Source organism: Comamonas sp. HJ-2 (assembly GCF_053615495.1).
Window position 1 is genome coordinate 54,142 of record NZ_JBSIFD010000002.1, and the last position, 22,484, is coordinate 76,625.

A 22,484-nucleotide genomic window follows, 5' to 3' on the forward strand; every position below is an offset into this window, starting at 1 on the left:
CTACCATCCCATGTAGGCGGCAAGCACCAGGGAGGCCTCGGGGGTGAAGCGCCCCTGCAGCATCCAGCCCTGGACCTCGGTCCGCTCCAGCCGCTCGAAACGCTGTACCTCGCCATCCTGATTCACAGGCTGCAGCGCATCGGGTACCAGGGCCGAGAACCAGTCTATGCGCTCGACCATATAGCCCTGTCCCTCTGCTTCGTCGCTGGGTCTTGCGAACATCACATTTCCGCCGTGCCGAAGCTCGCCGAGTTCTGCCACATGCAGACCGGCCTCCTCCCAGGTTTCACGCGCCAGCGCCTCGACCAGACCATCTGTCGCCGAGACCATGCCGCCCATCAAGGTATCCCACATGCCGGGGTTGTTGGCCTTGTCCTCCGAGCGCTGCTGCACCCAGATCGAGCCATCCGCGCAAACGCCCACCAGATGCACGGCTCTGGTGGCAATGCCCAGCGGCCGCACGGCACCACGCTCGACGGTGGCCAGTTGCCGGCCCTCGGCATTGCAGACCGCCAGTTGTTCGTTGCGCCAGGCACCGGCAAGACCGGCGCTGCGCATGGCCTGTGCCAGCCGGTTCAGGTTCTCGGTCGCCCCGCCCTCTCCCTTCAGAAGCCATTTCCCGGCAACCGACTGCAAGTCGACCTCGTGCGCCGCCAGCAGATCAGACCCCAGATTGCGCGCAAAGTCTTCCTCGATACTGCCGATCTGCTGATCATCAATGCACAGCGGCTGGCGCGGGCGCAGAGGCTGCCTGCTGGCCATGGCCTGCTGTGCCTGCAGCCATTGCTGCTGGAGCGACGTGGTTTGCTGCTTCATGAAAAATCTCCCATGCACTGCATTGTGCTCAGCTTCGCAAAACGGGAAGGCTTGCATCACTATTGATGCTCGCCAGTTTGGCGGCAACAGCCGCTGGCGCAGGGCGCTGCAGGTCCGGAGGCCAGCTGCCGCGCGTTACAGTGACACCCCATGAATTCCCCCCTGAAACCCGCCACGGTCGCCATGCTCAGCCTGGCTCCGGCACTTTGGGCCGGCAATGCCATCGTGGGCCGCCTCGCTCACGATCTGATCTCGCCCTTTGCACTCAACTTCCTGCGCTGGTGCATCGCCTTTGTGCTGCTGTTGCCGCTGGCATGGCGGGTGCTGCGCAAAGACAGTCCGATCTGGCCACTGTGGCGGCAGTACATGCTGCTGGGACTGCTTGGCATAGGCTGCTACAACGCCTTGCTGTACTTGGCGCTCAAGACCTCGACCCCGCTGAACGTGACGCTGGTGAGCTCGAGCATGCCGGTCTGGATGCTGGCCATAGGCCGGCTGTGCTGGGGCATTCGCATCAGCCGCCGGCAGATGGGCGGGGCTTTGCTGTCGGTGCTGGGCGTGGCGGTGGTGATGTCGCGCGGCGACTGGCAGACGCTGCTTGCTCTGCGCTTTGTGCCCGGCGACCTGTTCATGGTGCTGGCGACGATTGCCTGGGCCTTCTACACCTGGCTGCTGTCGCGCAGCACCGGCCCCCAGGAAGTGAAATCGCACTGGGCCAGCTTTCTGCTCGCACAGATCGTTTTCGGCCTGCTCTGGTCCGGCCTTTTCACGGGCGGCGAAGCCTTGCTGGGCGAGTTCCGCCTGGTGCCGGGCTGGCCGCTGCTGGGCAGCCTGCTGTTCATCGCCGTGGGCCCGGCCATTCTGGCCTATCGCTTCTGGGGCATGGGCGTGCAGCGCGCCACGCCCGCCATTGCGGGCTTCTTCGGCAATCTGATTCCGCTGTTCACGGCCCTGCTGTCGATTCCCGTGCTCGGCGAAACCCCGCACCTCTACCACGCGCTTGCGTTTGCGCTGATCGTGACCGGCATCGTCGTATCATCCCGCAAATAAGCGGCTTCCCACCCAGACAAAAGCCCCGCATTGCGGGGCTTTGTCGTTTCAGCACTCGATCACGGATCAGTAAGTGCCGGGATACAGACCGCCGTCGGGCAGGATGTTCTGGCCCGTCATATAGCCGGCCTGGCGGCTGCACAGGAAGGCACAGATGGCGCCGAACTCTTCGGCCGTGCCAAAGCGCTTGGCAGGGATCTGGGCAGCCTGGGCCTGGCGCACGGCATCCAGGTCCTGGCCGCTCTTGTTGGCCGCAGCCTGATGGGTTGCCACCAGACGGTCGGTGTCGAACTTGCCGGGCAGTATGCTGTTGATGGTGACGCCCTTGGCGGCGATGCCCGAACGCGCCAGGCCGGCCACAAAGCCCGTCAGACCGCTACGCGCACCGTTGGACAGGCCCAGGATGTCGATGGGCGCCTTGACCGCGCTCGAGGTGATGTTGACGATGCGACCGAAGCCACGCGCAGCCATGCCATCCACCGTAGCCTTGATCAGCTCGATGGGGGTCAGCATATTGGCGTCCACCGCCTTGATCCAGGCCTCACGATCCCAGGTGCGGAAGTCGCCAGGAGGCGGGCCACCGGCGTTGGTCACGACGATGTCGTAGTCCTTGCCCGGGCCGCCGGCGGCTTCGAACACTGCGGTGCGGCCTTCTGGCGTGGTGATGTCTGCGGCGACACCGATGACCTTGATCTGAGGAGCAATGGCTTGCAGCTTCTGCACGGCCAGCTGCAATGCCTCGGCGTTTCTGGCGTTGATGACCAGATTCACTCCCTCTTCGGCCAGAGCCTTGGCACAGCCAAAACCCAAACCCTTGCTGGCGCCGCAGACCAGAGCCCAGCGCCCGGCGATACCAAAGTCCATGTCAGTGTCCTTTCACACAGTTTCCAAGCCGGACAAACTGCCCGACGCTATCAAAATCAATAACTGCTAGAGCTTTATCAGAAAGCGCTGGCATCCAATTTCATGCTCAATGACTGCGACCATGAAACAGCTTGTGGTGCAGCCTGCGCAGCGACCACCAGACGCCCAGTGCCACAACCGGAATGGCCACGGCCGCCGTCGACTCGGGCGACCAGGGCCAGCCCAGCTTCTGCCCGCCCTTGGCCAGATAGCTGATCAGGCCGGTGATGTAGTAGGTGATGGCCGCGACCGACAGGCCTTCCACCGTGGACTGCAGCTTGAGCTGGGTGCCCTGGCGGTCGTTCATCGTGCCCAGCAGCTGCTGGCTGCTTTGCTGCTGCTCGATCTCGACGCGCGTGCGCAACAGACTGCTGACACGGGAGACTCGCTCGGACAGCGCATTCTGACGGCGTGTCGCCCATTCGCAGGTGGCACGCGCAGGTGTAAGTCGCCGGTCCATGAATTCACGGATGGTCTGGATGCCATCCACCCGCGTCTCCTGAATTTCCTGAATACGCCTGTCTACCAGCTCGAAATAGGCGGAACTGGCCGAAAAGCGCGAATGCGTGGCCGCATATTCGCTCTCCACCTGGCCCGCCAGCCGCGTCAGGCGGTCCAGCAGCGCCGGTTCGGTGTCGCGGTCGGCAGCGCGAATGGCATTGGCCAGCTCGGCCAGTTCACGCTCGGCCGTGGCCAGCACGGCTGCAGCCTTGCGTGCGGCGGGCAGGCCCAGCAGCGCCGCCATGCGATAGGTCTCGATCTCCAGCACGCGCTGCACCAGACGGCCCAGGCGGCGCGGGGACAGATCGGCACCGGCGAGCAGCAGCATGCGCGAGAAGCCGTCAGGGTGAATCGCAAAGTCGGTAAAGATGGCCCCCGCACCGCCGGAGACGCGCGAGCCGACCAAAGTATCGGCTTGCAGCATGTGGCGCATCAGATATTGCGGGTCCACATCCTGCTCGTTCAGCGCCCACAGATGCAGACTGCTCAGGCACTGCCCTGGCAGGGTTGCCAGCCAGTCGCGCGGAACGGCGTCGATGGCTGTCTCGGGCTCGCGCACATCGGCCACGCCGGCTTGGGCCATGGGCGTGGTGAAGGTCCAGGCCACGAACTCGGTGTGCTGCTCCCAACGCAGGCGAAACGCCCCCAGGTCGATCAGCACGTGGGTGGTTGCCGCATCGGGCAGAGGGCGATGGTGGTTGCGCAGCAGGGCCGCCACATGTTCGCGACTGGCTTCACGCTGGGCCGCATCGGTGAGCATCACGATATGCGTGATGGCCAGAGGGGCCTGCATGATTTCCGCAGGACGGGCATGAATTTCGTTGTGCAGCAAGACCCGCTGAGGGTGCTGCGCGGGCAATAAAGACAAGGCCATGCAATCTTTCGAATAACTGCAGCTATTTTGCCGCCCTAATCCATAGTCCCAGAAACAAAGGTCCTCATATAAAAAAAGCGGCCCCGGAAGGGCCGCTTTAACGATGATCAGCGATCAGGTTGACGATCAGTCTTCCACGAAAGCTTCCTCACGCTTGTTCTTCACTGCGGGCATCAGCACGATCACCAGCAGCACCACGGCGGCAGCCAGCAGGCAGGCGGAGATGGGACGCGTCACGAACACGGACCAGTCACCACGCGACAGCAGCAGGGCACGGCGCAGGTTTTCTTCCATCATCGGGCCCAGGATGAAGCCCAGCAGCAGAGGAGCAGGTTCGGTACCCAGCTTGTGGAACACATAGCCGATGAAGCCGAAGATACCCACCATCCACACGTCCCATGCGTTGTTGTTGGTACCGTACACGCCGATAGCACAGAACAACACGATGGACGGGAACAGCCAGCGGTAAGGCACGGTCAGCAGCTTGATCCAGACACCGATCAGCGGCAGGTTCAAGATGATCAGCATCAGGTTGCCAATCCACATGGAGGCGATCAGACCCCAGAACAGTTCTGGGTTGCTGGTCATCACCTGAGGACCGGGCTGGATGTTGTGAATCGTCATGGCACCTACCATCAGCGCCATCACGGCGTTGGGAGGGATACCCAGGGTCAGCAGAGGAATGAACGATGTCTGCGAACCGGCGTTGTTGGCCGACTCGGGAGCGCACACGCCACGGATATTGCCTTGACCGAAAGGAACTTCGCCGGGCTTCAGCTTGGTCTTCTTTTCGATGGTGTAGGCAGCAAAGGCCGACAGCATGGCACCGCCACCGGGCAGGATACCCAGGGCCGAACCCAGGGCCGTGCCGCGCAGCATGGCAGGAATCATGCGCTTGAAGTCTTCGCCTGTGGGCATCAGACCGGTCACCTTGGCGGCGAACACTTCGCGCTCGTCGTCGGGCTTGGACAGGTTGGCAATGATTTCGCCGTAACCGAACACACCCATGGCAATCACGACGAAGTCAATGCCGTCGGTCAGCTCAGGAATGTCGAAGCTGTAACGAGCCACGCCGGAGTTCACGTCGGTACCGACCATGCCCAGCAGCAGACCCAGCACAATCATGGCGATCGCCTTGAGCAGCGAGCCGGAGGCCAGCACCACGGCACCAATCAGACCCAGGGTCATCAGCGAGAAGTACTCGGCGGGGCCGAACTTGAAAGCGACTTCGGTCAGCGGAGGAGCAAAGGCAGCCAGGATGACGGTGCCCACGCAGCCAGCGAAGAAGGAGCCGATACCGGCCGCTGCCAACGCAGGGCCTGCTCGACCTTTTCGCGCCATCTGGTAGCCGTCGATCACGGTCACCACCGACGAGGATTCACCTGGCAGGTTCACCAAAATGGCGGTGGTGGAGCCACCGTACTGGGCACCGTAGTAAATACCAGCCAGCATGATCAGCGCCGCCACAGGGGGCAGGGCGTAAGTGGCGGGCAGCAGCATGGCGATGGTCGCCACTGGGCCAATACCTGGCAGCACACCGATCAGCGTACCGAGCAGACAGCCCACAAAGCAGTAGATCAGGTTCTGGAACGTGAAAGCCACGCCAAAACCCGTCGACAAGTTCTGAATCAGATCCATGGACGATGCTCCTGATTAGCCAGCGATGAAGCTAGGCCACACGGGGAACTGCAGATTCAGCGCCCACACGAAAGCGAAATAGCTGCCCACGGCCAGGATGGTGGCCAGGACTGCTGTTTCCTTGAGGTTGAAAGTCTGACCTGCCAGGCTGGCGATGAAGACCAGCGCGTAAATGGCGATGATCAGACCGAACTGAGGGATACCCACAGCAGGCACGCCCACCAACAAGATGCCGAAGGCAAAGTTGGCAGCCAGGATGAAGAACACTGGCTTCCAGGCCCACTTGCCGATCTTGTCACCACCTTCGGGGCCCTTGGTCAGGCCGCCGATGCAGATGGCTGCACCCAGGATGGCCATGAGCACACCCAGAATCAGAGGGAAGTAACCTGGACCCATGCGGGCACCGGTGCCAATGGTGTAGTTGGATGCGCCGATCGCAAATGCGAGACCGACGACCAAGAACATCAGACCGGAGAAAAAGTCTTTTTGGCTCTTGATTTTCACAAAACGTCTCCTTACGGAAATCACGACTTGGCGATTCTCGTTTCATAGAAATGCCAAATTGATGTGGATTCCACCTACAGAGGGCATACCCTAATGCCGACGCTTTGTACACATTTACCGCATTCAACCCAGGCCAATACCGACTTTCTCTTACTGCACCAAACCAGAAGCAAGCACCAACACACAGCCTTTCAGATTTCGCTCATCAGCGGCGTGCAGGCCAGCACCTCGGGCAAGGTGGTCACGCCCTCGGCAACGCGCAAAGCCCCGGCCAGGCGCAGAGGGCGCATGCCGTCCTGCACGGCCTGACGGCGCAGAACGTCCATCGACGGAGCATCGTGAATCTGCTTCTTGAGGGCCTCGGTCACCATCAGCAACTCGTACAGACCCATGCGGCCGCGGTAGCCTGTCATGCGGCAGTCCTCACAGCCCACGGGCTTGTAGGGCTGGTAACTGCCGGTCAGTTTCCAGGGCTTGACCGATTCGGCCAGATCCTCGGGCTTGGCGTCTTCATCGCGCACCTTGCAGCTGGAGCACAGCGTGCGCACCAGACGCTGGGCCAGCACGCCCAGCAAGGTCGCGTTGATCAGATAGGAGGGCACGCCCAGCTCCATCAGGCGGCTGACGGCGCTGGGTGCATCGTTGGTGTGCAGCGTGGAGAAGACCAGGTGGCCGGTCAGTGCGGCCTGCACCGCCATCTCGGCAGTGGCCAGATCGCGAATCTCGCCCACCATGATGATGTCCGGGTCCTGACGCATCAGCGCACGCAGGCCTTCGGTGAAGCCGAAGTCGAGCTGGGGCTGAACCTGGGTCTGATTGAAGCTGGGCTCGATCATTTCGATGGGGTCTTCCACCGTGCTGACATTGACCTCCTCGGTCGCCACACGCTTGAGCGTGGAGTACAGCGTGGTGGTCTTGCCCGATCCCGTGGGGCCGGTGACCAGAATGATGCCGTGCGGGCGCTTGACCAGATCTTCCCAGCGCTGCGCGTCATGGGCACTGAAGCCCAGCGCATCCAGGTTCTTGACCGTGTTCTCCGGGTCGAAGATGCGCATCACCATCTTCTCGCCAAAGGCCGTGGGCAAGGTAGACAAGCGCATTTCCACTTCCTCGCCGCGCGGGTTGCGCGTCTTGATGCGGCCATCCAGCGGGCGGCGCTTTTCCACCACATCCATGCGCCCCAGCAGCTTGACGCGCGCCACCATGGCATTCAGCACGCCCATGGGCATCTGATAGACCGGATGCAGCACGCCGTCGATGCGAAAGCGGATCACGCCCTGCTCGCGTCTGGGCTCCAGATGAATATCGCTGGCCCGCTGGTCAAAGGCATACTGCCACAGCCAGTCCACCACGCGTACCACGCCCTGGTCGTTGGCATCGAGCTGCTTGTTGCTTTTGCCCAGCTCCACCAGCTGTTCAAAACTGGCGCCGCCGGTCGCGCCACCGGCTTTCTCCGCCGCACGCACGGACTTGGCCAGGGCGAAGAACTCTGCCGTATAGCGCTTGATATCCTGCGGATTGGCCACCACGCAGCGCACGCTGCGGCGTGCCTGCCGCTCCACCTCGCTCACCCAGTCGCTGATGAAGGGCTCGGCCGTGGCAATCACCACCTCCTTGGCCGTCACCTGCACGGGCAGCACCTTGTGGCGCTCGGCGTAGCTGGCGCTCATGACCTCACCCACGCGGCCCACATCCACGCGCAGCGGATCGATGCGCAGATAGGCCAGACCGCTGCGCTGTGCCAGATACTGGGTCAGGGTCTCCAGGTCCAGCGGCAGACGCGTCTGGGCGCTGACAACACCGACATTGGCGAGCCGCACCAGCGGCAGCTGCGCGCTCTCCGCGGCCGAGCAGCGCGCAACCGTGCGCTCGGCCTCCTGCGCCGTGATCACAGCGTCTTCCTGCAACCATTGCACCAGCTTGCGCCAGTCCAGCGGTCCCTGGTATTGAGCAGGCTTGATGGACTGGGACAGAAGGGATTCAGTCAATGACATGGGCGGCAGTGGCAACAAAACTGCCTTGACTGTACCGCCATCGGCCCACGCTCCTGACTAGGACGATACAAAGCAGGTGGACGATGGCACTCATCTCTGATGCAGCTCAGGCGTATTCGTCCAGCAGTCCGCCCAGGCCGCCCTGGCCCGGATTGCCGCGACTTCTGCTCTGCACCTGCTCATCCCGCTTTTGCTGGACTGCCTCGGTCCCACGCTGGGCAGCCTGCTGGGCTTGCTGTGCCTGCTGGTTCTGCAAGGCCTCTATCTGGGCCTGCAACATCTGAATCTTCGCCTGCAGCAGCTGCGCCTGCTGCTCCTTGGTTTTGGCATCAGCGTCGCTGTTGGCAACTTCCTTGAGTTCGTTGGTGGCATCCTTGATCTGCTTTTGCAGCTGCTGGATACGCGATGCCACGCCAGCCCCCGAAGGGGCCGAACCGGCAGAACTGGAGGAGATGGCACTGATCGTCATGTCCATATCATCGGCAGAAAACCGCCACCATCAAGGCCGACACAATCACTTTACTCAGGCTTTGCAATTACACGGTAGCACCCCGGCCGATGCGGCTGACTTTGGCTTTGGCCGTCTTGCTGCCTGCCTCTGCATCGCGTGCAGGCACAAACACCTTGGCCCAGCGGGTGGTGTTCAGGTCCCAACGGGCCTGCACCTGATCGCAGGCCAGATCCAGCTCGGCGCCCTGCAGAACACGCGGTGTGCGCTGCGCCAGCACCACGGTATTGCCTTCGCGTGTGGGGCGGAAGGCCCAGAGCGCATCCTCGCCAAAAGCCTGGGCCATCTGATCCAGGCTTTTGTCAAAGCTTGAGGAGCGGCCAAAGAGGTTGACGGTCATGATGCCGTCCTCGGTCAGCAGATTGCGGCAATCGGCATAGAACTCGGCGCTATCGAGCACGGGAGCCGCCGCTTCGTGATCGTACAGATCGACGGCCAGCGCATCGACCGTACCCTGCCATTCGGGCTTTTTGATTTCCTGAGCCGCATCGGCCAGCACCACCTGCAGCGTGCTGCTGTCGGGCGGCAGCTTGAACCAGCTGCGGCACACGGCCAGGACCTGAGGGTTCAGCTCGACCGCCGTGGTCTTCATGCGCAGTTTCTTGTGACAGAACTTGGTGATGGCGGCCGCTCCCAGACCCAGTTGCATGGCGTGCATCCGGGGCACTTCAGCAGGCTCGGCAAACAGCAGCCAGCCCATCATGCGCTGCACATACTCCAGATCGATATCAAAAGGATCGCGAATACGCATGGAGCCCTGGACCCAGGGCGTGCCCAGATGCAGATAGCGGATATCGCCGTCGTCGGAGACGCTGACTTCGGGCAGCTCCTGGACGCTGGCCACATTCTTGTCTTGCGCGGATTTGGCACCGCCACGGGTTTTACGGATCACGTTTCACACCAATCTTCAAAGCAGGCCATGGGCCGCCAGCGCATGGCGCCAAGCCTGCAGTTTTCTATCGAACGACCAGCCGGCATTGGCCGGGCTGGTGGATGGCAGCTTGAGGGCGATCAGCCCCAGTGCCTCGGTCTGACGGGCATGCTTATAGCTCTCGCCGCCGTTGTGCAACGCCAGTTGCAGATCAGGACAGCGCTGACGCAGTCCGGCAAAGTCGTTGACCTGGGCCGCGCGAATGGCGCTATCCAGACTACCCTCGCGCTCGCAGCTCGCATACACATCCCACAGACCCAGCCCGCGTGCCAGCAGCCATTCGCAGCGGCCCGCGTAATCACTACGTGGCGGCTGCAGATGCTGGGGCCACAAGGCCTGCAGCAGCGGCCAGAACTGGTTTTGCGGATGGGCGTAGTACTGCGCCAGCTGCAGCGACTTCAGGCCCGGAAAGCTGCCCAGCACCAGGGCCCGCGTGCGGCCATCGGCCACCGCGGCCAGCCCCTGCCAGCGCGGGCCTGTCTCTGTCACGGTGGCAGAAGAATCCTCGGTCATGCCCTATTGTCGCCCAGCCATCATCATCCTGGATCTTGGGCTGACATTCAAAAAGATGAGCATGAGCCTCTTTGCCTGCAAAGGATAGCTACTGCCCCATCTAGGGGAGTGCCGGCAGCCCTTTGAGCGCCTTACGTGCATTGGCCGTGCAGGCCTGCGCCAGCTGCTCAATGCCCATGCCGCGCAGCCGCGCGATCTCCGCCGCAATGCGCGGCAGCTCGGCGGAGCTGTTGCGCCCCTGAGGCTGACCGACCGCACGCTGTTCGGCCGTGGTGTAGAGCCAGTGCGGCGGAATATCGGGAGCGTCGGTTTCCAGAACCAGCGCCTCCAGCGGCAGGCTGGCCGCCAGCTCACGCAGCTTGAGCGCGCGCTCATAGGTGATGGCACCGCCAAAGCCCAGCTTGAAGCCCATATCAATGAAGGCCTGCGCCTGCTGGGCGCTGCCGTTGAACGCATGGGCAATGCCACCCACAACCCTGTGCTGACGCAAGGTCTTGAGCAGACGATCGCTGCTCTTGCGCACATGCAGGATCACGGGCAACTCGAACTCGCGTGCCAGCCGGATCTGCTGCTCGTAGAACCAGATCTGGCACTGCTCGTCCAGCCCGGGGACAAAAAAGTCGAGACCGATTTCACCCACCGCCACCAGTTGCGGGTCGCCGCGCTGCTGATTCAGCAACTCACGCAGCACCGCGATATCGGACTCCTGCGCGTCGGGCGTGTAGAGCGGATGAATGCCCAGCGCATAGCTGTCGCCATGGCGATGGGCAAGCGCAATCACGTCCTGCCAGTGGCTGCGCTGCACGGCAGGAATGACCAGATGCGTGACGCCTGCGGCCTGCGCAGCGGCGCGCACGGCATCTCTGTCAGGTGCGAACTCGGGCGCATCCAGATGGCAATGGGTATCTATCCAGGTTGGCATCCACACATCATGCATCGGCTGGGCTGCTTGCGCAGGGCGACCTCGGCCGATGACACGTCAAGTGACTACAGACAGTTTCCAGTCTTGTCCTACGATTCACACATTGAAACAAATAAAACATTAAGCAACTTCACCCCCTGCCCTGCGCGACCGGCCAAAGGAGCAAGTTATGACGGGACTTCTGCAAAGCACGCTCTGGCAACGCCTGAGCCAAAGTCATCAACGCGCCGACATGCAGGGCAAGCTGGCCGCGCTGGATCAGGTGCAGGCCGTGATCGAATTCGATCTGCAAGGTCATGTGCTGACGGCCAATGACAACTTTCTGCGCACCATGGGCTATAGCGCCGAACAGATCATCGGCCAGCATCACCGCATGTTCGTCGATGAGGAAACCCGCGGCTCTGTCGAGTACGCCCAGTTCTGGCAGCGCCTGGCAGCGGGTCTGCACGACAGCGGACGCTACCGCCGCATCAACAGCCAGGGCGAGGATGTGTGGCTGCAGGCCAGCTACAACCCGATCTTCGACAGTCAGGGCCAGCCGCGCAAAGTCATCAAGTACGCCACCGACATCACCGAGCAGCAGCAGCACGAAGACGATGCCCGCGGCCAACTCCAGGCCATTGCCAAGGTGCAGGCCATCATCGAATTCGATCTGAACGGCAACATCCTCACGGCCAACGATCTGTTCCTGCAGACCATGGGCTACTCTCTCGCCGAAGTCGTGGGCAGGCACCACAGCATGTTCGTCCAGCCGCACGAGCGCCAGTCCCCGGCCTATCAGCATTTCTGGCACAAGCTGGCACTGGGCCATCATGATGCCGGCCAGTACCTGCGCATAGGCAAGGCCGGCCGCCAGGTCTGGATCGAAGCCAGCTACAACCCCATACTCGACGCAGAAGGGCGCCCCTTCAAAGTCGTCAAGTTCGCCACCAACATCACACGCCGCGTGACCGCAGCCCAAACCCTGCGTGCCACGGTGGAAGGTCTGACCGAAAGCGCCAACCATGCGCGCCAGGCCAACGAGCTGGCCCAGGACGCCTGCAGCGTGGCCGAGGCCGGCGGCCGCACCGTGCAGGATGTGGTGACCACCATGGAATCCATCAGCGCCAGCTCGCGCAAGATCAGCGACATCATCGGCATGATGGACTCCATCGCCTTCCAGACCAATCTGCTGGCGCTCAACGCCGCCGTGGAAGCGGCCCGCGCCGGCGACCAGGGGCGCGGCTTTGCCGTGGTGGCCAATGAGGTGCGCCAGCTGGCCCAGCACAGCGCCGAAGCCGCCAAGGAGATCAAGCAGCTGATCCAGACCTCCGTCACCCAGGTCACCCAGGGGGTGAACCAGGTGCGCGAGGCCGGCACCACCATGGCCGAGATCGTGAACTCCTCGCGCCAGGTCACGCAGATCATGGGCGAGGTGGTGCAGACCTCGCTGGCCCAGTCCGCCAGGCTGCGCGAGGTCACCGACGATCTGACGGCGCAGGATGTTTCAGCCCATCCAGGCTCGGTCAAGCCGCGCCCTGCCGCGCCCTGCCGTGCCGCTGCAGGCCTCGGCCCGCGAGCAGGCCACGATCGCCATCCGGAACGCGGCGGTCGGCGCTTATTGAAAAAGGAAAAGCGCCCCAGGCACTTCATGAAAAAGGCCCGGCGCTGCAAAGACAGCGACCGGGCCTTTGCCCGTCGGCAGGCAGGAGGTCAGGCCAGCTGCCCCTGCCCCAGCCTGACCATGCGATCGCAACGCGCGGCCAGTCCTTCGTCATGAGTGACCATCACAAACGCCGTGCCATGGCTGCGCGCCAGCTCCAGCATCAGCGCAAACACCGTATCGGCCGTGCCGCGATCCAGATTGCCCGTGGGCTCGTCGGCCAGCACGCAGGCCGGACGCGTGACCAGGGCACGTGCAATGGCCACACGCTGACGCTCGCCGCCCGACAGCTCGGCCGGGCGATGCGCCATGCGCTGGCCCAGGCCCACGGCGCGCAGCATCTCGGCCGCGCGATCCATGCAGTCCTCCTTGGCATCGCGGCGAATGCGCAGCGGCATGGCCACATTCTCCTGGGCCGAGAACTCGGCCAGCAGATGATGGAACTGGTAGATAAAGCCCAGATGCTGGTTGCGCAACGCGCCCTGCTTTTGCGGGCTGAGCTGGTGCAAGGGCTGGCCCATGAGGCTGACACTGCCGGTGGAGGGAGCATCCAGCCCACCCAGCAAGTGCAGCAAGGTGGACTTGCCCGAACCCGAGGCGCCGACAATCGCCAGTGTCTCGCCCGCCTGAACCTGCAGATCCACTCCCTGCAGCACGGTCACATCCAGCTTGCCTTCGGCAAAGCGCTTGGTCAGGCCGCGTGCCTCCAGCACGCTCTGGCCCATCACAACATCATTCATAACGCAGTGCCTCCGCAGGGTTCACGCGGCTGGCACGCCAGCTGGGGTAAATCGTGGCCACAAAAGAAAGAATCAGGGAAATCACGGCGATCGGCACGATGTCCGTGGACTGCGGCTCGCTGGGCATCTTGCTGATCAGGTAGATGTCCTTGGGCAGGAAGTTGGCATGCAGCGCCTGCTCTATGGCCGGCACGATGACGTCGATATTGAAGGCAATCGCCAGCCCCAGCGCCAGACCGGCCAAGGTACCGATGACACCGACCATGGCTCCCTGCACCATGAAGATGCCCATGATGGACGAGGGCGAGGCCCCCAGGGTACGCAGGATGGCAATATCGGCACGCTTGTCCTGCACGCTCATCACCAGGGTGGACACCAGATTGAAAGCCGCCACGGCCACGATCAGGGTCAGGATGATGAACATCATGCGTTTTTCGAGCTGCACGGCGGCAAACCAGGTCTTGTTCTGCTGCGTCCAGTCACGGATGAACAAGCGGTCCGTCAAGGTGTCAGCGAGTTCATGCGCCACGCGCGGGGCCTCGTGCAAATCCTTGAGCTTGAGGCGAATGCCGGTCGGCCCTTCCAGGCGGAAGATGCGCTGTGCATCCTCGTAATGCATCATCACCAGCGCCGAGTCATATTCGTAGTGACCGGAATCGAAGGTGCCGGCCACCGTCATCTGCTTCATGCGCGGCAGCACGCCGGCCGGAGTGACCTGTCCGCTGGGAGCGATCAACGTGATCACATCGCCTTCGCTCACACCGAGATTGCGCGCCAGCTCGATGCCAAGCACCACCTTGAACTCGCCGGGCACCAGACGCTTGAGCACCTCGCCGCTGGTGGCCGCCAGATCGGTCACCTCGCCCTCACGCGCCGGATCGATACCGCGCACCAAGGCGCCTTTCATATCCTCGCCGCGCGCCAACAAGGCCTGAGCCGCCACAAAAGGCGCAGCCCCCACCACATCGGGGTTGGCTCTGGCCTCGCGCATGGTGCGCTCCACATCAGGCAGAGGCGCGCCCTGCGGGGCGTAGATTTCCACATGGGAGACGACGCTGAGCATGCGATCCCGCACTTCCTTCTGGAAGCCGTTCATCACGCTCAGCACAATGATCAGCGCCGCCACGCCCAGCGCAATGCCAAGCATGGAGACACCCGAGATAAAGGAGATGAAGCCATTGCGGCGTGTGGCGCGCCCTGCACGGGTATAGCGCCAGCCCACGGCCAGTTCGTAGGGAAATTGCATGTTGCCAGCATTGTGGCATTGCCGGCAATGCCCTGCCGGCGGCGCCAGCCTTATGCAATTTGACTGCCCACCGACCCTCTATCGGGGCGGCCTGCTGCGCCCTATGCGCGGCAGATCCGCGTATTGCTCCTGCTGCTCCAGCGTCACCGCATGGGCCTGAAGCTTGGCCAGCAGGCCGTCAAACAAGGCCAGCTCTTCATCGCTGAGGACGGACACGATGTCGGCATGAATCTTGACCATCTCGGGCAGGATCAGGCCGTACATGCGCCGCCCCTCCTCGGTCAGATAAATGGCCACGCGCCGACGGTCTCCATCCAGAGGCTTGCGCAGCACCCAGCCTTTTTCCTCCAGGCCGCTGAGCGCCCGCGAAGTGCGCGCCCTGTCCAGCTGCACCTTCTGCGCCAGCTTGGAGGACAGCAAACCCTCCTCCGTCGCCAGCGTCGCCATCACACCCCATTCGCGGCGCGTCAGACCGAAGCGGGCCTCGCACATGCGCATGGCCATGCCGCCCGCCACGCCAAAGAAGCGGCTGATGCGAAACAGCAGCATTTGCTGAATGGAGGTGGGTTGTCGGGTATTCACGGGGATGAGTTGATTAGATCAATTGTGGATGTCACTTCTACAGTGTGCATTCCCAATACAGAGACAAAGGGAAGTGCAGGGGATTTTCGCAAATGCCGGCTCTTCCCTCAGACAAGAGAGTGATTCCATGGCTCGCCTGACTGCACCCCGCCGCCTTCTTCAAACCAGCCTGGCTCTGCTGCTGGGCTGCTGCGCCTTCGCCTCCCAGGCCCAGCCTGCCGATGGCGCAGCCGTCGCCGCCTGGCCTCACAAGCCAGTTCGGCTGATAGCAGCCTTCGCTCCCGGTGGGGCTGTGGACATACTGGCGCGCGGCGTCGGAGAAGTGCTTCAACGTGAGACCAAGCAGCCATTCGTTGTTGAAAACCGCACCGGCGCTGGCGGCAATATAGGAGCCGATTACGTCGCCAAGGCTGCCGCCGACGGCTACACCATGCTGATCGGCCTGGACACGAGCTTCACGGTCAACCCGCTGATCTACAAAAGCATGCCGTTCAAAAATGGCGACCTGCGTCCTGTCATGGTGTTCGCCTCGCAAGGCATGCTGATGGCCGTCAGTCCCAAGACAAATATCAAGACACTGGAGCAGTTCATCGCCCGCGGCAAGGACAAGGGCCTGACCCCTGGGTCCGCCGGCTATGGAACCCCCGGCCATCTGGCCTCCAGCATCCTGACTTACGCCACCAGAGCCAAGGTCAACCATGTGCCCTACAAAGGCAATGCACCTGCCACGCTGGCCATGCTCTCTGGCGAAGTCGACGGCGGCGTCATCAGCTCCACCGCCATGCTGCCCCATGTGACCACTGGAAAGATCACGGCGCTGGCCGTGACCACGGCCCAGCGCAACCCCTTGCTGCCGGAAGTTCCATCCGTGGGCGAGCTCGGACATAAAGAGCTGCAGCAGGAAGTGCTTTTCGCTGCCTGGGTACCCAGCAGCACACCTGAGCCGCTGGTGCAGAAAATCCAGGTCCAGTTCGAGAAGGCCATGAAGGACGGCACTTTGCGTGAACGCATGCGTGTCAACGACATGGTCTACGAAGGGCTGACAGGCGATGCGGCCGTCAAGCGCATTCAGGCCCTGGCCGAGCGTTACCGGGTTCTGGCCCAGGCCACCGGCATGAAGATGGAATGAGCGCTTGCGCCAGCCATCAGCCCCCATGACAACGACCCGCATTTCATGACTCGCCCCAACATCATCTTTATCGTCGCCGACGATCTCGGCTATGCCGATCTGGGCTGCTACGGCGGCCGCGATGCCGAGTTCGGCCCGGTATCCCCGGTGCTCGACCGCCTGGCGGCCAACGGCCTCAGGCTCACCCAGGGCTATGCCAATTCACCCGTGTGCTCGCCCACGCGTTTTGCCCTGGCCACGGCCCGCTATCAATACCGCTTGCGCGGCGCGGCCGAGGAGCCCATCAACAGCAAGACGCGCGGCACGCCGCTGGGCGCCAAGCTGGGCCTGCCGCCCGAAATCCCCACCGTTGCCTCGCTGCTCAAGGGCGCGGGCTATCGCACGGCACTGATAGGCAAATGGCATCTGGGCTACCCTCCCCACTTCGGTCCGCTGCGCTCTGGCTACGAGGAATACTTCGGTCCCATGTCGGGCGGCGTGGATTACTTCACCCATCTGAGCAGCTCGGGCCAGCACGATCTGTGGGTAGGCGAAGAGGAGCATCACGACGAAGGCTATCTGACCGACCTGCTGTCCCAGCGCAGCGTGGACTTCGTCAACCGCATGAGCGAGGGCAACGCCCCCTTCTTCCTGAGCCTGCACTACACGGCGCCGCACTGGCCCTGGGAAACCCGTGATGACCGTGAGACTGCCGAGCAGTTGGGCGCCGGTATCACGCATCTGGCGGGCGGCAATATTCACCAGTACCGCCGCATGATTCATCACATGGATGAAGGCATAGGCTGGATCGTCGAAGCACTGCGCAAGAACGGCCAACTGGACAACACACTGATCGTCTTCACCAGCGATAACGGCGGCGAGCGCTTCTCGGACAGCTGGCCTCTCGTGGGCGGCAAGATGGACCTGACCGAAGGCGGCATCCGCGTGCCCTGGATCGTCCACTGGCCTGCCGTGATCGCGGCCCATCGCAGCAGCGCCCAACAATGCATGAGCATGGACTGGTCGGCCACGGTGCTGGATGCAGCCGGTGTGAGCGCCGATCCGGACTACCCGCTGGACGGCGTCTCCATCCTGCCCGTGCTGCGCACCGACGGTGCGGAGTTTGCCCGGCCGCTGTACTGGCGCATGCTCTACCGCAACCAGCGCGCGCTGCGCGAAGGCGAATGGAAATACCTGCGCGTGGAAGACAACGAATACCTGTTCAATCTGGCGCAGGACGAACGCGAGCGTGCCAATCTGGCCGGCCAGCACCCCGAGCGCCTGCAGGCCATGCGACAGCGCTGGGACGACTGGAATGCCAGCATGCCCGCCATTGCCGATGATGCGAGTTACAGCCTGGTCTACACCCTGAAAAATATGCCGGCGAGGTGACAAAGCACCCCGCACCATGCCCGGGCGGCGGCCATGCCCGACAATAGCGCCCATGTCTTTGACCGCGCCTTTGCTGCCTGCCGCCCAAGCCCTGGGCACAGGCGCCTCTGAAATCATTGTTGCCTATGCCAGCGGCCCTGCCGACATTCCCCAGGCATGGGACGGTTTGCAACTCCCTCACCTGCAGGCCTTGCTGGCAACGCTGGCACCGACCACGCTGGTGCAGGGCGACGAGATGGACTTCTCCCCCCCGCATGAACGCGCCCTGGCCCGCAGCATGCAGCTGCCCGATACACCCGGGCTGATTCCCTGGGCTGCGCTGGCGGCCGGAGACAGCAGCCAGGCCTGTGCCTTCATCACTCCCTGCCACTGGCATATCACGCCGGACCAGGTCCACCAGACCGACCCGGCCAGCGCGCCACTGGACGAAGACGAATCCCGCCAGCTGCTGGCGCTGATCGCGCCCTGGTTCAGTGACGACGGCATCACGCTGGAATATCTGCGCGCCGACCTCTGGCTGGCGCGCGGTGAGGCCTTCAAGGGCCTGGCCACCGCATCGATGGACCGCGCGCTGGGCCGCGACGTGCGTCCGTGGATGCCCGACCCGATTCAGGGAGCCATCATTCAGCGTCTGCAGACCGAGTTGCAGATGCTGCTCTACACCCATGTCTTCAACGACCGGCGTGCCGAACGTGGCCTGCCCCCCATCAACTCTTTCTGGGTGCATGGCACTGGAGACCTATCCAGCCTGCCCGCGGCGAACTCCCGGACCGTGTGCGTGAATGATCTGCGCCACAGCGCGCTGCAAGGCAATGTGCAAGGCTGGCAAAAGGCCTGGCAGGCGCTGGACAGCGGCCTGATCGCCGAGCTGCAGCAGCGGGCTGCCCGCGGAGAACCGGTCAAGCTCACGCTCTGCGGCGAGCGCAATGCCGTTCAATGGCAAAGCCAGCCACGCGGCCTGATGGACAAGATCAGAAGTGTTTTTGGCACGAAACGCCTGCCTGATCTACGGGAAATGCTATGAAGATAATTCCCAGGTCCATCCCCAACGACAGTGTCTCTGCACTGCTGCAGGCCAAGATTCATCCCTTGCTGGCCCAGCTCTATGCAGCGCGAGGCGTCTGCTCGGCCGACGAATTGGACGATGCCCCGGCGCGCCTGCTGCCGCCCTCGGGCCTGCGCGGCATCGATGCTGCCGTGCAGCTCCTGGCCGATGCCATCACCGCGCAAAAGCGCCTGTGCATCGTCGCCGACTATGACTGCGATGGCGCCACGGCCTGCGCCGTGGGCCTGCGCGGCCTGCGCATGCTGGGCGCGGCCCATGCCGACTATCTGGTGCCCGACCGCGTGGTCGACGGCTATGGCCTGACGGCCCCCATCTCGCGCCGAGTCAAGGAGACCGGTGCCGACATGCTGATCACCGTGGACAACGGCATTGCCAGCGTCGAAGGCGTGGCCGTGGCCAAGGAGCTGGGCATGTCGGTCGTGGTGACCGACCACCATCTGCCCGGCGACCACCTGCCGCTGGCCGATGCCATCGTCAACCCCAACCAGCCCGGCTGCGAGTTCGCTAGCAAATCCATGGCCGGCGTGGGAGTCATGTTCTATGTGCTGCTGGCCCTGCGCACCGAGCTGCGCAATCGCGGCCGCTTTGACCGCCACAACCAGCCCCGTCTCGAGCAATTGCTGCCCCTGGTAGCACTGGGCACGGTGGCCGACGTGGTCAAGCTCGATGCCAACAACCGCCGCCTGGTGGCACTGGGTCTCAAGCAGATTCGCAAAGGCGTCATGCAGCCCGGCATACGCGCGCTGTTCGAGGCATCGGGCCGCCGCTTCGACATGGCCACCACCATCGACTTCGGCTTTGCCCTGGGCCCGCGCATCAATGCCGCCGGTCGTCTGGCAGACATGACCATAGGCATCGAGTGCCTGAGCACGGAAGATGTCAGCCGCGCCGACAATCTGGCACGCATGCTGGACAGCATCAACCGCGAGCGCCGCGAGATCGAAGTCAGCATGCGCGAGCATGCCCTGCTCATGGCCGAAGGCCTTTGCGAGGACGGCATGACGCCGCCGCCTGCCATCAGCGTGTTCGACCCCGACTTTCACGAGGGCGTGGTCGGTGTGGTGGCCTCGCGCATCAAGGACAAGCTGCACCGGCCCACGTTTGTGTTTGCAGCCAGCGGCGCCCCGGGCAAGGAACACGAGCTCAAGGGCTCGGGCCGCTCCATTCCAGGCTTTCACCTGCGCGATGCGCTGGATCTGGTCAGCAAGCGCCACCCCGGTCTGATACTGCGTTTTGGCGGCCACGCCATGGCGGCAGGCTGCACCATCGCAGAAGCGCACTTTGACGAGTTCGAAAAGGCTTTTGCCCAGGTCGCCAGGGAATGGCTGGATGCCGCAACGCTGACGCGCAGGCTGGAGACCGATGGCCCGCTGTCGCCCCAATGGCTGGACACCGGCCTGATCGAACAAATGCAGCTGGCCGTCTGGGGCCAGGGCTTTGCCGCGCCGACTTTCAGCGAAGAGCTGGAAATCACCTCGCAGCGCCTGGTCGGTGAAAAGCACCTGAAGCTGGAGCTGCTGCACCATGGCTCCAAGATCGACGGCATCTGGTTCAACCACACCGACCCGCTGCCCTCGCGCACCACCCTGGCCTATCGCCTGGACATCAACGAATGGCGCGGCGAACGCAAGGTGCAGTTTCTCGTGGAAGCCGCACAGGACTTCGAGGGCGGTGCCGGCAACATGGGCTTCTGATCCTCGCCCCAGCCTGGGCAGCCGCCACCGCGAACGTGGCGGCTGCCCATTTCACGCTGTGCCCGACACTTAGAACTGCTCCCAGCTATCGTCCTCCGCAGTGCTTGCAAGGGACTGCTCCTTGGACCTGGACGCTACCGGCCTGGGAACTGCAACGGCAGGCTGAGCGGTCGGGTTGAACGCCTTGATCGTCGCTAGCGGCTTTGGGAGCACTGCGGACACGGTCGTGAAAGCCTCTGCATTGCGTCCCAGCTTGAAGACTGAGACCACTTCCGCCAGACGACGCGCCTGCTCCTGCATGGACAGCGCCGCCGCACTGGACTCCTCCACCAGCGCCGCGTTCTGCTGCGTCATCTGATCCAGATTGCTCACCGCCTGATTGACCTGGTTGATGCCGTCGCGCTGCTCGGTGGACGAGGCCGTGATCTCGCCGATCAGATCGCTGACACGGCGCACACTGGCCACGATCTCGCTCATGCTCTGGCCCGCCAGCTCCACCTGCTGCGAGCCCGACTGCACATTGTCCACGCTGGTGGTGATGAGCTGCTTGATCTCCTTGGCCGCCTCGGCGCTGCGCTGCGCCAGGCTGCGCACCTCGCCCGCCACCACGGCAAAGCCACGGCCCTGCTCACCGGCGCGTGCCGCCTCGACGGCTGCATTCAGGGCCAGGATATTGGTCTGGAAGGCAATGGAGTCGATCACGCCGATGATGTCGGCAATCTTGCGGCTGCTATCGGTGATCTGGCCCATGCTCTGCACCACCTGCTGCACCACGCGACCGCCTTGCTCGGCCGCCTGGGCGGCTGTCGATGCCAGCTGATTGGCCTGACGCGCCGTGTCGGCAGACTGGGTGACGGTGGCCGTCAGCTCTTCCATGCTGGCCGCGGTTTCCTCGAGATTGGCCGCCGTCTGCTCGGTGCGGGCCGACAGGTCCTGGTTGCCCGTGGCAATCTGGCCCGAAGCCGAAGAGACGGATTCCACGCCCGAGCGCACCTGGCCGACGACGGAGCGCAGGCGCTCGGCCATGGCGTTCAGGGACTGGTGCAGATGCCCCAGTTCGTCTTCGCTGCCATGCCCGCTTCTGAAACTCAGATCGCCCTCGGCGATCGCATCTGCCAGCTCCACAGCCTTGACAAGAGGCCGGGTGATGGAGCGCATGATGAGCAGGCCAGTCACCAATCCCAAAAACATGATGACGCCGCAAGCGACGGCTATCGCCACATAGGCTTTGGAGCGGCTGGACTCACCCAGCTCCAGCGCCTGAACCCGGTAGCGGTCCTGCAGTTGCACATAGGCATCCAGGGCCGCGTAGTACTTTTGCGCCATGGGATTGAGCCGCTCTTCGATCAGCTTTTGCGAACGCTCGAAATCCTTGGATTGACGAGCCTGATCCACCTCCTTGTTCACCGCAAACAAGGCATCTCTATGCGTGTTCACATCGGCCATCAGGCCCTTGGCCTCTTGGGTATGAACCTGTGCCAGCACCTTGTCGCGCAACTCGTTGATGCTGGCGATCAGGCCGGCCATGGCCTTGTACTGGTGCTCGACCAGATTCTCTTCCGTGGACATGGCAGCTGCCGTGAAGCGATCCATGCTCATCTGGGTCAGGATGCGCCACTCCTTGGCCTGCGCAGCAGCAGTCTGCGCCTCCACCACCGCCGTAAGAACGCCCTCGTTGACACGTTTGGAATAAGCCAGGCTGCCTGCCACCAACAACAACATCCCCGCCAAAAGACCGATCACCAATGCCCACAGCTTCCGGGCCACGGTGAATTGAAACAACTTCATGAACCAACCAATCCAGACAAAAGAACCCACACACACAGGCACGTCCGCATCGTGAACTACGGGCTGGCTTGT

The 22,484-nt window shown here is 63.2% G+C and carries 20 protein-coding genes; 6 read left to right on the forward strand and 14 right to left on the reverse strand.

Going from position 1 to position 22,484, the window contains the following annotated elements:
• Window positions 1-816 carry an NUDIX hydrolase gene (locus ACWGXF_RS01765; protein WP_256629824.1) on the reverse strand — a complete coding sequence of 272 codons (816 nt, stop codon included), beginning with the start codon at window positions 814-816 and terminating at the stop codon, window positions 1-3.
• Window positions 817-966: 150 nt separating this feature from the next.
• Between ACWGXF_RS01765 and ACWGXF_RS01770 the strand changes: the two genes are divergently transcribed.
• Window positions 967-1,866, forward strand: coding sequence for a DMT family transporter (locus ACWGXF_RS01770; protein WP_012837173.1), 900 nt, complete (start codon window positions 967-969; stop codon window positions 1,864-1,866).
• Between the two features lie 66 nt (window positions 1,867-1,932).
• Here ACWGXF_RS01770 and ACWGXF_RS01775 read toward each other — a convergent pair whose 3' ends face one another.
• From ACWGXF_RS01775 to ACWGXF_RS01815, 9 genes are all read right to left on the reverse strand, one after another.
• Window positions 1,933-2,730, reverse strand: coding sequence for an SDR family oxidoreductase (locus tag ACWGXF_RS01775; RefSeq protein ID WP_039049839.1), 798 nt, complete (start codon window positions 2,728-2,730; stop codon window positions 1,933-1,935).
• Between the two features lie 106 nt (window positions 2,731-2,836).
• On the reverse strand, window positions 2,837-4,144 hold the full coding sequence (locus tag ACWGXF_RS01780) for a DUF3422 family protein (RefSeq protein ID WP_034356463.1): 1,308 nt from the start codon (window positions 4,142-4,144) through the stop codon (window positions 2,837-2,839).
• A gap of 126 nt (window positions 4,145-4,270) precedes the next feature.
• Window positions 4,271-5,782, reverse strand: coding sequence for a tripartite tricarboxylate transporter permease (locus ACWGXF_RS01785; protein WP_012837170.1), 1,512 nt, complete (start codon window positions 5,780-5,782; stop codon window positions 4,271-4,273).
• 15 nt (window positions 5,783-5,797) lie between these two features.
• Window positions 5,798-6,286, reverse strand: a complete 489-nt coding sequence (locus tag ACWGXF_RS01790; RefSeq protein ID WP_012837169.1) for a tripartite tricarboxylate transporter TctB family protein — start codon at window positions 6,284-6,286, stop codon at window positions 5,798-5,800.
• A 191-nt stretch (window positions 6,287-6,477) separates the two neighbouring features.
• Window positions 6,478-8,280: a GspE/PulE family protein gene (locus tag ACWGXF_RS01795; RefSeq protein WP_256629823.1), complete on the reverse strand. Its 1,803-nt coding sequence runs from the start codon at window positions 8,278-8,280 to the stop codon at window positions 6,478-6,480.
• Window positions 8,281-8,386: 106 nt separating this feature from the next.
• A complete protein-coding gene (locus ACWGXF_RS01800; protein WP_256629822.1) occupies window positions 8,387-8,749 on the reverse strand; it encodes a FlxA-like family protein in 363 nt (120 codons plus the stop codon).
• A 67-nt stretch (window positions 8,750-8,816) separates the two neighbouring features.
• Window positions 8,817-9,680 (reverse strand): spermine/spermidine synthase domain-containing protein, encoded by an 864-nt coding sequence (locus tag ACWGXF_RS01805; protein ID WP_012837166.1) that lies wholly within the window; start codon window positions 9,678-9,680, stop codon window positions 8,817-8,819.
• A 15-nt stretch (window positions 9,681-9,695) separates the two neighbouring features.
• Window positions 9,696-10,232, reverse strand: a complete 537-nt coding sequence (locus ACWGXF_RS01810) for a DNA-deoxyinosine glycosylase (RefSeq protein ID WP_012837165.1) — start codon at window positions 10,230-10,232, stop codon at window positions 9,696-9,698.
• 100 nt (window positions 10,233-10,332) lie between these two features.
• A complete protein-coding gene (locus ACWGXF_RS01815; protein WP_256629821.1) occupies window positions 10,333-11,154 on the reverse strand; it encodes a TatD family hydrolase in 822 nt (273 codons plus the stop codon).
• A gap of 169 nt (window positions 11,155-11,323) precedes the next feature.
• Between ACWGXF_RS01815 and ACWGXF_RS01820 the strand changes: the two genes are divergently transcribed.
• A complete protein-coding gene (locus ACWGXF_RS01820) occupies window positions 11,324-12,913 on the forward strand; it encodes a methyl-accepting chemotaxis protein (protein WP_452101656.1) in 1,590 nt (529 codons plus the stop codon).
• On the opposite strand, the gene lolD is transcribed toward ACWGXF_RS01820, so the two are convergent.
• From lolD to ACWGXF_RS01835, 3 genes are all read right to left on the reverse strand, one after another.
• Window positions 12,847-13,536 carry a lipoprotein-releasing ABC transporter ATP-binding protein LolD gene (gene lolD / locus ACWGXF_RS01825; protein WP_003066112.1) on the reverse strand — a complete coding sequence of 230 codons (690 nt, stop codon included), beginning with the start codon at window positions 13,534-13,536 and terminating at the stop codon, window positions 12,847-12,849. The two genes, ACWGXF_RS01820 and lolD, sit on opposite strands and share 67 nt — an antisense overlap.
• Window positions 13,529-14,782, reverse strand: coding sequence for a lipoprotein-releasing ABC transporter permease subunit (locus tag ACWGXF_RS01830; protein WP_003066109.1), 1,254 nt, complete (start codon window positions 14,780-14,782; stop codon window positions 13,529-13,531). Before ACWGXF_RS01830 ends, lolD begins: the two co-directional genes overlap by 8 nt.
• A 78-nt stretch (window positions 14,783-14,860) precedes the next feature.
• On the reverse strand, window positions 14,861-15,331 hold the full coding sequence (locus tag ACWGXF_RS01835) for a MarR family winged helix-turn-helix transcriptional regulator (RefSeq protein ID WP_039049836.1): 471 nt from the start codon (window positions 15,329-15,331) through the stop codon (window positions 14,861-14,863).
• A gap of 160 nt (window positions 15,332-15,491) precedes the next feature.
• Here ACWGXF_RS01835 and ACWGXF_RS01840 point away from each other — a divergent pair, with 160 nt between their 5' ends.
• From ACWGXF_RS01840 to recJ, 4 genes are read left to right on the forward strand one after another with little or no spacing between them, the layout of a single operon-like run.
• Window positions 15,492-16,493, forward strand: a complete 1,002-nt coding sequence (locus tag ACWGXF_RS01840) for a Bug family tripartite tricarboxylate transporter substrate binding protein (RefSeq protein ID WP_452101657.1) — start codon at window positions 15,492-15,494, stop codon at window positions 16,491-16,493.
• A 45-nt stretch (window positions 16,494-16,538) separates the two neighbouring features.
• The gene (locus ACWGXF_RS01845; protein WP_256629817.1) at window positions 16,539-17,864 is read left to right on the forward strand and encodes a sulfatase family protein; all 1,326 of its coding nucleotides are present in this window, start codon (window positions 16,539-16,541) and stop codon (window positions 17,862-17,864) included.
• 52 nt (window positions 17,865-17,916) lie between these two features.
• On the forward strand, window positions 17,917-18,888 hold the full coding sequence (locus ACWGXF_RS01850; protein ID WP_054073520.1) for a phosphoglycerate mutase: 972 nt from the start codon (window positions 17,917-17,919) through the stop codon (window positions 18,886-18,888).
• Complete coding sequence (gene recJ, locus ACWGXF_RS01855; protein WP_054073519.1) at window positions 18,885-20,624, forward strand: single-stranded-DNA-specific exonuclease RecJ; 1,740 nt, start codon at window positions 18,885-18,887, stop codon at window positions 20,622-20,624. The genes ACWGXF_RS01850 and recJ overlap by 4 nt, the downstream gene beginning before the upstream one ends.
• A 69-nt stretch (window positions 20,625-20,693) precedes the next feature.
• Here the strand turns inward: recJ and ACWGXF_RS01860 are convergent, their stop codons facing one another.
• On the reverse strand, window positions 20,694-22,412 hold the full coding sequence (locus ACWGXF_RS01860; RefSeq protein WP_054073518.1) for a methyl-accepting chemotaxis protein: 1,719 nt from the start codon (window positions 22,410-22,412) through the stop codon (window positions 20,694-20,696).
• Between the last annotated feature and the right edge of the window lie 72 nt (window positions 22,413-22,484).